Genomic DNA, 11,180 nt, shown 5'->3' with positions numbered 1-11,180 from the left:
CTTAGCTCCGATTCAGAAATGGCTTGGAGGGGTATAAAGGCAAAAGTTCCTGATACCCACCGAGAACAGCGGTTCCCAGTGGTAACAGCAGGGCAAGAATCCCTAACTAGATTACTTGTAATTAGTTAGGGTCTGTTCAAGGATAGGATGCCAACTGGGGGGCAGAGTTGAGAAGATGGCATTGTTGGTTAATTTCCCCAGGTTTTCCTGACGAATCCTTAACAATGCCACCTTCAGCGCGATTATTTTCGCACGTTTTGCTGTTTGTCCCCAGGTTGCCCTGACGACTTTAGCGTTGTGTCTATTAATTGGGTTGGGTAGAGGATATCGCAAAATTCAATAGGTTTATTTGATAGAGGAAAGGTAGGGGCACGGCAATGCCGTGCCCTTTTTTTTGTCTGATTTTCAGGTTACAGGGTGTGTACCCTGTTTCCATTCAACTTGTTTTCCCAGCGAGTGGGAAGAATGCTGTATTAACTTCTGGGCATGTATGCTACCCTTGCGAGTTTACATTCAACTTGTTTTCCCAGCGAGTGGGAAGAGTTCGCTCAGGACGCCTTACCCAGACTGGGTTTCAGCGTTAGAATCGACGCATCTCCAAAAACTATACCATATCCAGCCAAAAATTGCCGCCAACACATCCCTCAAATCCTTGTCCTGTAAAGCATCGACGCATCTCAACGAAAAATATAGGGTTTCAGCGATTTGGCGAGATGCGTCGATTGGTCGATTTCGCCGCTATCTTATTCACTTTTCAAGGTTCAGATACATTTAACCCGGAAAAATCTGGCAATTGCCGGAAGTTTCTGAGTATGGCACAATCTGGAATGAGGCTATCACGCCAGATGTGGAGGTATCTCTGCAGGTCCTTCAACAGAATGTTGAAAGCGCCATTGATATCACGCCCAATAGTATGACCACAGGAGGGACAAACGAATTGTTTGTTGCCTCCTAATTTTGTATGAACATGACCACATTTTGAGCAGGTTTTACTGGTGTACTCTTCCGTTACGTCTACTACAACACAGCCATATTTAGCTGCTTGATGCTTCAACGTTTGCTTAAAACGGTAATGCGACCACGTAACCAGCTTTCGCGCGGTCTTAGTTGATAGCCGTCGTTTACCCCGTTTGACCATGTTTTTGACCTCAAACGTGGGCAAAAATATTATCTTGTACTTGGTACATAGGTAGTTAGCTGCTTTTTTGTGCAACTCATCTACCAAATTTCGGATCTTAATCCGAATCTTTTGTGCCGCTTTTCGCAACCGATACCGCAAGCGTTTAAACTGGCGTCCCTTAGATAGACCGATTCGAGACATCAGCCTATCAAGGTGACTGGCTAACCGATAAATGCGCCCTATATCATATCTGCCAACCTCCCAGACTTCAGAGCCATCAAACCCGGTCAAGAATGTTCTTACGCCAGGGTCTAGAGCGATAGCTAGTTGGCTATCCAGAGGTTCAGGCTTGGGTGCATCTATGGCATAACAAATAAACCAACGCCCTCTGTCCAAGACCAAGGCAGGTTCATGCTGCATTTTATCGATAATTGGCTCACTTGCCTTAAAACTTAATCCCCTGGTCTGTGTCGGGTAAAACGTTCCCTTTTTCCAGTTGTCCTTTTGAAACCGAATGGATTTATTTGATAAGGTCAAGACCGAACCTGACAAGTCGGTCTTTGTGGCAGACCACAACTTCTCTGACGTTTCCTGACAAAACTTGTCCCAAAAGGGAAAGAAGCCCTTTGCGTCTGTAATTGAGTCCTGAGCCGACTTCTTTGACAAGTTTGGAGTCTGTGAACAGGGATTGCAGGTAGTCAGCTTGTCGTTCAAGGTCTGATTTTTGTTTGTTTGTATGAGCTAACTCTGGCATAGAGGAAAATGATTCTTGTATCGCCCTCTAGATTGACGACGGAATCGATATCGTACCGTTGATGACCAGTTAGATTAGCGTTTGATCGAGATTATACCATTAATCGCCAGCCTGAGAAAACCGGGTCATCCAGTTATTGATCATCTGGGACGATTTATGCCTGAATTGTTGATGATGAGGGCGGGTTTTGTTGAAAGGTTATCGGTAGGGGGCGAAATTAAATCCCTAAACCCGCCCCTACAATTAACTTGATTAAATCGGGCGCACGTCGGTCATCCGTGTCAACTTAAGGTGAGAACTAATACTGGCAAGCGTTTCACCCTCATCCTATGTCTGGAATATAACACCTTTCTTGCTCCCCTCTCCCCAGGGTGGGAGAGGGGCAGGGGGTGAGGGGGTTGTGGCTTAAATTGACACCAATGCACGTCGGTGCGCCCCTACGTTTTTTGTGGGGGTTCGGTTTGAGTCAGTTGTGCGATCGCCTGTTCTAATTTATCCTGAATTGGGGAGATTAAACTGGCGGTATCTAAGGCGGTGAATGGGGAATCGGGTTCAGCGATAAAATTTAGACAGCCTAAGACTCTGGCTTCCCAAGCTATTCGGTTATCGGTATCCCAAGCCTCAAATACGTCTTGTTCCGATAAGCCAAACAGTTGATGGAAATACTGATTCCGTTTGTCAAATGTCACCTCGCCAAACCGCCAAATATCCTTATCCTTCTCTGAGTCAATGGTGCAGCAATAGTCTAAGAAACGATAAAGCTGTTTTCCGAACAGGTTAAAGCGATTTTTATTAAAAAACTCAATATAAGGAGCGCCATATTTATTGAATTGGATTTTATCCTTATACTTGGCATCGGCAAACAAGCGAATTAAACCCTCCACCGCCCGAAAACTATGAAAAAACGCTTCAACCGTATTTCCTTGCTCAAGTCGTACTACTCCTAAATACGCCGCTTCAAACCCTGTCCACCACCAGTTACACTTCTGAGTGCGTTCCTGAACCTTTTGCACCAATTGACTATCGGGATACTGTAACACCGTCTGAGCAAACTGATCAAACTTCGCCGAATTCCAGAGAATCGCCGCGTCTAATAAAATTGCTACGTCTGAGGTTAAATAGGGAGCCAGTATCGCTTTCACACCGGAATAATCATAGCGTTCTAGTAATGTTTTTGCCTCTTGTTGGCGAATCCCGCGTAGGTAGGTTGAGCAAGGGAGAATTTGAGTTAATGTTTCATCCCATTCACTACAGACTAAAAATTTAACCCCTTCTCCAAACCGTAATAAGGTTTCAAGTTGAACCGCTGAAGAAATGGCTGGAGTGCTAGCTTGATGACTGACATAAATTGTTTTACTCTCGGCTTCCTGATTCTCCGGTTTCTCCAACTGGAGAGAACCTAATTTTTCCCGTACTAGGGTTAAAACATAATCCCAATCATCTAATCCTGGATCATTTGATTTCGGCGCTAGGTTAATCCATTCACAGGGGGTGTTAGGAAACTTATCCGCCGCCTGAAAATATCGGGCTAAAATGGGCTGTAATTTATGGGTATCTTGCCAATAGGGACAGGTAATTTTGCGCTGGGTGTAATTATCGGAGAAAATCTGGGATTGATCGGTTAACAGGACGATAATTTGATCTAACTGATCGGTTTCTGCTTTTAACCGTTCCACAAATGTATCCAACAGGGGAAAGGTTAAATACAACCAAATCTGTTCCTGTCTCTGGGAGGAATGATACTGATAAACCGTTCCCAATACCCTGGGTTCGATCCGATAAAGTTGATTGACATGGTTATAGGTTTGCTTGAGTTCAAATTTAATATCATGGCATTCGTCGAGAATATCATCATCATACCAATCAGTCCACATTTTCTCACTGTACTGGTTTTTACTTCGCCCCTTTTCTTTACTAATTTTGTCACTGTCTAATTGCACATCACTACTACCAATCGTAACTATCCAAATTGCCATTATTTCTTTCCTCCCCACAATAATTCAAATCCCTCTGGCTTTTGCTGAAGAAACGCGAGAAACTGCTTAAATTCCGGTGACTCGTCCGGAAACAGAGTTAATAACTCAATAAACCGATTCGTCGATATCGGTTCAAGTTTTCCCTCTTTCTTAATCCAGAGGCGTTTCGGTGGGTACATTCGATGCCACAAGCGACCAATTTGACCCAGTTCTCCGGTTACCGATGTCCGTCTAATACTTTTGTCTTTTTCGCCGCGAACAATACCTTTTTGATAGGGTTTATGTAACCAATCAATCGCCACACATTCATCCCGATTTTTTGCCCATCGTCCCCACACTTGGACGCGAGAGGGATGCCAGGATTCGCGCCAATTGGCAGGATGATTAGGATTGGGGATTTTTCCTTGTAATTTCATCCAGGTTTTCGCCCTGTATAAGACAGAATTAATAAACTTGCTGATTGTTTTAGGACTCCGGACGCGAAAGGCATTTTTGCGGTCAATTTCTCCCGCCCATTGCCAATGACAACCAATTAACTTTTCATACTCATCATCGGGATAAAATAAGCGATGATCTGCCCGTCGCCAAGACTTCCCAAATCCACCAAATACCATAGCAAACCAGATTAAATCCGTGACGAGGTTTTGTAAGGCGGCGTGTTGATCATCGGGGAGGGGGCGGGTTAATGACCAAATCATCTCTCCTTCCACGTTATAGGTGGGCTGTTCATACCCATTTTGACCAAATGTCCCTAACCGTAACTCCTCGGTTTCAAACCCTAATTTTAAGAGTCCTACGGTTCCCTTTCCTTGCACGCCACCAAAGAGTTGTTCGACTAATGCTTCCGCTGTTTTTCCATTGGTTAATCCCCCAAATAAACGTAACGCATGACCCCGTAAACTGGCGCGAAATATAGTGGGACGAAATTCTCCGGTGTCATCAATTAACTTAGCCGCTTGTCCTTGTCCCTTGACCCGAACCTGATATAAAATTGAAGTAGAATCGGTCTCAACCTGCCCATATCCCGCACTCACTCGGGTTCCTAAACCCGCCGCGATCGCGTATTGCCAAATCTGCCATATTTCTTGCCATTGTTCGGTAGATAGGGGTTTACTACTAGAGATACCAAATCGTAAGCTTGGTTGAACTAAAGACACTAACGCATAAGCACTTTCTCCTCTTAATAGATGCTTCCCTCTAGTATTTGGGGTTTTCACTTGCCATCCTTGCTGGGGATGGACTAAATCGACTAAGTTTTCTGTCCAATCATTAATCGGATAAGCGCCTTGAAAGCGGAGGATTCCTGGGGTGATATTGGTTTCATCGCCACAGTAAAGATTGCAGCGATTCGGGGGAATTGTTCCTGCTTGTTCGGCTTGTTCACAGGCTTGGCGGAATGCCCCTTTCATGCTACTACCGGGATAAAATGGAATGCCATAACCCCCAATAACGGGGCGAATCATGCCATCATCTTGTCCGCCATTGGTGACGAATCGCCAGCGGATTTGATAGGTTTGGGTTTGGTAAGTGTCGTTTTGACTATCGTCTTGATTGGTGAGGGGAATAAATTCGGCTTTTTCAATCCATTCTTCTGCCCAATATTGGACATCTTGTTTTTCCTTATGGGGGTCAATGTAGTGGAGTTGGCTGCGTCCCCGGATTTGGGCGCGGAACATCATTGGGACTTTTTTGTAGGCGTTGGGGATGGGGTTCATGATTTGGTCAAGTGGCGTTTTACCTGATGGGGGAAATCGTAGGGGCGCACCGACGTGCACCCTAAAAATACGCGGTTGATTCTATACTAGACTAACATTGGTTCACCCTCTTCCCCTAACCCCTTCTCCCATCAAGGGAGAAGGGGAACCGGAATGATTGATTCATGCTTAAAAATATAGCTTACTTTGTTTTCTTACTCCCCTCTCCCCAAGGTGGGAGAGGGGTTGGGGGTGAGGGGGAATATTGCTAACCTTAACAACGATAACTGATGTGTAAAATGGACAATTAATTCCCCAAGTTTAGCGTTATCTATGGTGCGTTACGCTTCGCTAACGCACCCTACCGCACTAACCCATTCTCCCATCAATGTAGAAGGGGAACCGGAATGATTTATGATAAAAAATATAGCTTACTTTGTTTTCTTGCTCCCCTCTCCCCAAGGTGGGAGAGGGGTTGGGGGTGAGGGGGAATATTGCTAACGTTAACACCGATAACTGATGTGTAAAATGGACAATTGATTCCCCAAGTTTAGCGTTATCCATGGTGCGTTACGCTTCGCTAACGCACCCTACCGCACCCTACGATTGATAATTGGGGGACGGATACGTTATCTTTAATTTACTTGCTAATTTTGTATCGTTGTGTCCACCAAACAATGCAATCACACAGTTGAGTTAAAACCGCGATCGCGACTCGTTGATCCTCAATAGAGAGTTGCCATAATTTCTCGGACATGGCTTGAATTTCGTTGACTTGGTTAGGATTTACCGGGTCATTGGGAATGATTACTCCGGCTTTTTTCATCAGGTTGTGTAATGCATCCCAGGTGTCTTTCCAATAATGGGATTTGCTGTCTTCTCTCCCTTGCAGTCGCAAATGTTCTCCCCAAAATCGTTCTAATCCATAGGCGACTGCTAGCCGCATTTTATGGGATTGATTTAGGGATTGGGGATCGCGTCTGCGGGCGTCTAGGACTAATTTTTGGGCGATGTGATCTAGTTCGTAAGCTTGCCAAGCCATGGTTGATTTGTCCTTTGTCATTTGTCATTTGTCATTGGTCATTTGTCAGGGTTTTTCTGCTGAATGAATACCCGACACCGACCAAATCCAATTGATTCTAATCCGCCAAAATATAATTCTAAGGATGCCTTCTCGTCAAAGGGTTTCCACCCGGTTCTCTTCTGGGCGATGGGAAAGACTAAGACGCTGGCTTCGGGTAAGGCTTCTACATTGAAGAAATTCTCGACTTTTTTCATCTCGTCTAAGAGTTTTACCCGACTTTGACGATATAATGCCATATCATGCACCATGGCGATATCGTTATCGCTGAGAACGACTAATGGGTAAACATAAGCCACATCCTAAATGCTTGAGGGGGAATCCTTCTTTGGGAAACCATTCATCAGGAAAATCCCACCAGGTCAGATTTAGGGGGTGTTTGAACACGTAGACGCTTCCCGGAGGAACGGCGTAGCGTCCCCGACTTAAGCGTCCTGTTTTACTCGAATCATAGTCCTGTTTCTCAGCGTCTTTGGGGTGGGATTCACCGATACGATAACGGTAAGGAATCGGTCTATCGGTGAGCATTTTTAGTCCCTGATGGGGAAATTTGGGATGGTGGGGATAGCGATAGGAGAGTTTATTTGACCCCCAAACGCTGGGGGTAATCAGGGCAAAGGCATGGTGAATCTTTTGGCGCAAGAGTTTATTGATTTTGTGGGTTTCTGAGAGGGAATGCGTCTGAATATCGACTAAATGTCCTTCCCCGCCCAACCGATACCAGCCGCTAGAGAGTTCATAGTTTGCCAGGTAGATTAAGCAATACTTTTGATCCAGTTGTACGGCATTTTCTAAGAAGAGTCCATCTTGGTTAACGACGTGACGTTCTTGCTGTTTCAGTTGCGGATGTAAAAAGGGGATAAACTCCCAGGGGGCTGTCTTAACGGCTTGACGTTCTCTAAGTTCGTCGGCGGGTAAGTTCCAGCTATAAATCGATTGCCAGGTATAATCGGGATTGAGGTTTTTGTTATCCCGATGCCATCGATACTGACCGAGAATCCAGTTGGTTTCATCGGTGTCACTGGCTGCTGATGAGGGGATTTTTTTCTTGACAAAATACCATTCATCGTCCTCTTTTTCGGCGACGACTTGATGCCAAGGAATCGGCACATAAAAGTCTTTTGGGTCATCCCGTTCTGCCCAAAAAGCACCCGCGACAACCAGAGTATTGCTTAAGTCTTTATGATTGGTAAACTGATGTTCTTGATTAGCATGAAAAAATAATCCCGCCATCGTTGCCGCATCCGGGGGGAATTTTGTTCCCGATCGCCCGACGAGGTTCTCTGGTGATAAAAAGGCACCAGCACTACCATACATGAAGCCTAATGGCTTGACGGCGATTAAGTATTTGAAGGAGTTGTCTGACATAATTGCCACCCTACTTGAATCAAGTCGTTAATCCAATTAACGATAACGATATTGGTGTTATCGCCAGCAATATCACTCCATTTATTCTTCTGGTTGAAGGTTTCTCCCGCCTGATTAAAATACAGGTCAAAAATCGCCAAGGCGATATTTTTGCGAATCGGCATTCCTTGCATTTCCTTTAAGCGAATGCCATGACGGGCTTTTAACTGCGCCCAATCACTATAAATATGGTTCCAATTGGGTTCCTCTCCCCAGGATTTGCCGTCGCGATCGCGATACTGGGTTAGGACGTGTAAATAGTCCCAGGGACAAGTCCATTGGACATATTGACCACTATTAAACACCACCCGAATCGTCACGCGATCGCGTCCTTGATTTTTGGCCCGTTGTTCGGCGTCTCGACAATGTTGTAAAATGTCTCGTTGGGGAACTTGATGTCCTGCCCAAACGAAGCCAACGCTATAGGTAAAGTCTAGATTTAACTGGTGTTTAATCTGCTGTTGTTGGTCTTGCCAATGCTGTTCTAAGGTTAATAACCACTGCAAAGCTTCAATCGGTTTAACCTTGTCTGGTGGCGTGGAAGGGTCGGATTCGGGGCTGTATAAAACACCGAGAAAGTCATCGCCTCCGGCATAAATGACTCGTCCTTTTCCCTGGGGAAATAAGTCAGATTTTTCCTGAAAGTCTTGTCCCCATTCTCGGATTAAATGGGTAAATTGTTGGAGATTCGTTGCATCAGGAGGGAGACGTTCCACGGTCACGTCTCTACGAGGTTCATCAGGGCGACTTGCCAGATGTTTTAATTTATCGCCCACTTTGTCACCATCCCCCATAAACCAACCCGTCCAATATCCGGGGTTGCGAATAATATCTTTAAATTCGGGGTCATCGGGTTTGGCTTTGAGTCTATCGAGTCCAATTGTATCGGCGAGTTTATCGTAGGTAACTAAACGCTTCACTAATTCCGGAATACTTAACCGTTCATTCGGGGCAATATAGCGACCAATTTGATCAGGTTGGGATTGTCGTTCTCTCAATTCTGCCAGAGATAGACTCGATTGTCCCACCCGATAATCCGGATTATCCAGTAGCCAAGACAAGCGCCGATAAAATAGTTCCATCTCCTCCCGTTCCGATGGGCTGAGTGTATGACCCGGATGAGAATTAAACTTCCCCAATTGATGCTACGCGATCGCATCAGTTCCGGTTAAACTGGAACTTTCCCCCATCCAGTTAATCGCAATCCAATCGCGCTTGAGTTTGCGGGTTTCCAAGTCATCCATGGCGGCTTGTACGGAGTCACCATAACCCCAAAAGACTTCCCAGGTATAACTGCCCCAGCGTTCCCATTCTCCCTTCTGATGTCCTTGATCGGCTTCCGTTTGTGACCAACAATACTGATTTTTGGGGATACCTAGGTTATCTTCGATCCACTCTCGGCAGATCGTGAGTATCGTTTGCCATTCGGTTAATAGAGTAGTTTTGACTAAATTGCGGTCAAATTTCCCTTGTACTAGAATCCGATTCGGCATTCCTTTGGCGACATGGGGTAATCCGGGGGAGATCACCGTGAGGTTTAAGGATTCTGCCTTTTGCACCAGTTTAGAACTTAAAAAGGATAAAATCAGCGATGAACCATACAAGTCTCGTAGTTTGCGGGATTTTTCGATAAAGCCTTGTACGGGGGCAAAGCTGGCGGCGGTGTAGTCAGACACGGCTTGTTTCCTTGAGGTTTGGGTGTCTAGACTGTACTGTAGCAATTGTTCGGGATGTGAGGCTAGTGCAAGAAGGCAGGATTGATGGGAGTTTTTGCAGTCTCACAAGGGTAGTGGACTGACACAGCTAAAATTGTGGAATAGATTTGACCTTTAAACCGGGCGCAAGGATGGTGCCCCTACAATGCTAATCCACCAATTAAGGTGTGCCACGCCAGTAGGTTTTTTAAGATTGGGGTTTAGGTATGGACAGGTAGGGGCACGGCATTGCCGTGCCCTTAAGATTTCGATGAATAGACATCTCCAAAAAAGAATCTGAAAGCCTTACGCTGTCTAGGTCAATATCTCATTTCTGGAGATGTCTAATTGAATCCCCTCTTACTTAGCAGCAAGAGGGGAATGGTTTCCATTCAATTTGTTTTCCCAGCGAGTGGGAAACCCTGAAGCTTGAAAGCCCCTACAGCCATGCATTCTAATGCAGATTTTGACGGCTGACATTTTCAGGTTCATTTCAGCCCCGCTTATTGACACTAAATTGCAATTATTCAAGATCTTAAAACGCTAAAACCATTACTATGCAAACCTTACAGCGATTTTGACGGCTGACCCGGTTTTTCGCCCTCGCTTTCAGCCGTCAAAATTTCGCCAACGGGTATCAAATTGCTGAGACACTGACCAACTTATAGCTTAGGGTATGAGAAAGGAAAGCGCGATCGCAACCTCCCCCTGTTCCCAGACGTAGCATACTACATCTCTACTATCGCTCAATCGCCTGTTGCAACCTAGCCTTATTAACCGAATAGGATAGAGTCTCCAGTGTTTCCAGATTTTGAGCCAACCATTCCTCCACCGTCGCCGCCACCTTAGCAGAGAGACAATTCCGCCAAGCCTGACGCTGTGGGGAATGGACATCCTGCTTACACCATTGTGCGATCGCATCAGATAGAATTTCTATTTGATCCGGTAAAGGTTTGATTAACTCCACCAACTCCGCTAAATCTTGAGCCGAAAAAAGCGAACGGCGATTATTTAAAACTTCAATAAACGCAGCCACATTATCTTCAGAAAATGACTGTGTTGCTAGTTGAACAACGTTCAAGGGTAAATCCAAACCCTCCGCAATCATCTCCACACTTGCACCCAACTGCATCATCCGAGGTATAGCCTCTAACTTGGCTTTTTGTTTACCTCGTTGTTCACCTCTTTGTTCTCCTTCTATTAACCCTTCTTGCTTGGCTTCCTGATAAACTTTAGTGTTTCTGAGGTCACTTAATCCTAACATAGCTTGTATCTCCTATCGGCTTTTTTTCGGTAATTTGTAAACAATGATGGTTTCTATTAAATCAATCAGGTTCCGTTTAGTCGTCTCATCCGTTATCTGAACTTGAGCTTGTTCAATCAAACGCCTTGCCTGTTCTGGGGCTGCCTGTTCCCGCTCAATCACTAGCTTAACAATATTCACCCCAACAGAT

At 45.2% G+C, this 11,180-nt stretch carries 10 protein-coding genes and 1 pseudogene; all 11 read right to left on the bottom strand.

From position 1 onward, the window contains the following. Positions 1-754: 754 nt before the first annotated feature. Complete coding sequence (locus tag RIG27_RS21590; RefSeq protein WP_446348552.1) at positions 755-1,657, bottom strand: RNA-guided endonuclease InsQ/TnpB family protein; 903 nt, start codon at positions 1,655-1,657, stop codon at positions 755-757. Next, entirely contained in the window at positions 1,641-1,874 is a 234-nt protein-coding gene (locus tag RIG27_RS21585; protein ID WP_446348550.1) for a recombinase family protein, read from the bottom strand. Before RIG27_RS21585 ends, RIG27_RS21590 begins: the two co-directional genes overlap by 17 nt. Before the next feature lie 437 nt (positions 1,875-2,311). Then, positions 2,312-3,850, bottom strand: a complete 1,539-nt coding sequence (locus tag RIG27_RS21580; protein ID WP_446348548.1) for a hypothetical protein — start codon at positions 3,848-3,850, stop codon at positions 2,312-2,314. Next, entirely contained in the window at positions 3,850-5,565 is a 1,716-nt protein-coding gene (locus tag RIG27_RS21575) for an RAMP superfamily protein (RefSeq protein ID WP_446348558.1), read from the bottom strand. Before RIG27_RS21575 ends, RIG27_RS21580 begins: the two co-directional genes overlap by 1 nt. A gap of 619 nt (positions 5,566-6,184) precedes the next feature. Next, positions 6,185-6,586: a hypothetical protein gene (locus RIG27_RS21570; protein ID WP_446348556.1), complete on the bottom strand. Its 402-nt coding sequence runs from the start codon at positions 6,584-6,586 to the stop codon at positions 6,185-6,187. A 38-nt stretch (positions 6,587-6,624) separates the two neighbouring features. Beyond that, a pseudogene (locus tag RIG27_RS21565) lies at positions 6,625-6,906 on the bottom strand (type III-B CRISPR module RAMP protein Cmr4); the annotation flags it as partial. Further along, positions 6,887-7,993, bottom strand: a complete 1,107-nt coding sequence (locus RIG27_RS21560; protein WP_446348546.1) for a type III-B CRISPR module-associated Cmr3 family protein — start codon at positions 7,991-7,993, stop codon at positions 6,887-6,889. The pseudogene RIG27_RS21565 and the gene RIG27_RS21560, both read right to left, overlap by 20 nt. After that, entirely contained in the window at positions 7,966-9,171 is a 1,206-nt protein-coding gene (locus RIG27_RS21555) for a Cas10/Cmr2 second palm domain-containing protein (protein WP_446348544.1), read from the bottom strand. The genes RIG27_RS21560 and RIG27_RS21555 overlap by 28 nt, the downstream gene beginning before the upstream one ends. Positions 9,172-9,177: 6 nt before the next feature. Then, positions 9,178-9,753 (bottom strand): type III-B CRISPR-associated protein Cas10/Cmr2, encoded by a 576-nt coding sequence (locus RIG27_RS21550; RefSeq protein ID WP_446348542.1) that lies wholly within the window; start codon positions 9,751-9,753, stop codon positions 9,178-9,180. Positions 9,754-10,465: 712 nt separating this feature from the next. Continuing rightward, positions 10,466-10,990 carry a hypothetical protein gene (locus tag RIG27_RS21545; RefSeq protein ID WP_446348540.1) on the bottom strand — a complete coding sequence of 175 codons (525 nt, stop codon included), beginning with the start codon at positions 10,988-10,990 and terminating at the stop codon, positions 10,466-10,468. A gap of 12 nt (positions 10,991-11,002) precedes the next feature. Next, positions 11,003-11,152, bottom strand: a complete 150-nt coding sequence (locus RIG27_RS21540) for a DUF2887 domain-containing protein (protein ID WP_446348554.1) — start codon at positions 11,150-11,152, stop codon at positions 11,003-11,005. Positions 11,153-11,180: the final 28 nt, after the last annotated feature.

It is taken from the genome of Coleofasciculus sp. F4-SAH-05, from assembly GCF_040222985.1.
Lineage (GTDB): Bacteria > Cyanobacteriota > Cyanobacteriia > Cyanobacteriales > Coleofasciculaceae > Coleofasciculus > Coleofasciculus chthonoplastes.
The sequence above is the reverse complement of the archived record's forward strand: the minus strand, read 5'-3'. Positions and strand labels throughout refer to the sequence as shown.

What these genes read in the sequence shown, in the direction of transcription:
- RIG27_RS21585 (WP_446348550.1), bottom strand. Translation starts at nt 1,874, where the DNA reads ATGCCAGAGTTAGCTCATACAAACAAACAAAAATCAGACCTTGAACGA.
- RIG27_RS21580 (WP_446348548.1), bottom strand. Translation starts at nt 3,850, where the DNA reads ATGGCAATTTGGATAGTTACGATTGGTAGTAGTGATGTGCAATTAGAC.
- RIG27_RS21575 (WP_446348558.1), bottom strand. Translation starts at nt 5,565, where the DNA reads ATGAACCCCATCCCCAACGCCTACAAAAAAGTCCCAATGATGTTCCGC.
- RIG27_RS21570 (WP_446348556.1), bottom strand. Translation starts at nt 6,586, where the DNA reads ATGGCTTGGCAAGCTTACGAACTAGATCACATCGCCCAAAAATTAGTC.
- RIG27_RS21560 (WP_446348546.1), bottom strand. Translation starts at nt 7,993, where the DNA reads ATGTCAGACAACTCCTTCAAATACTTAATCGCCGTCAAGCCATTAGGC.
- RIG27_RS21545 (WP_446348540.1), bottom strand. Translation starts at nt 10,990, where the DNA reads ATGTTAGGATTAAGTGACCTCAGAAACACTAAAGTTTATCAGGAAGCC.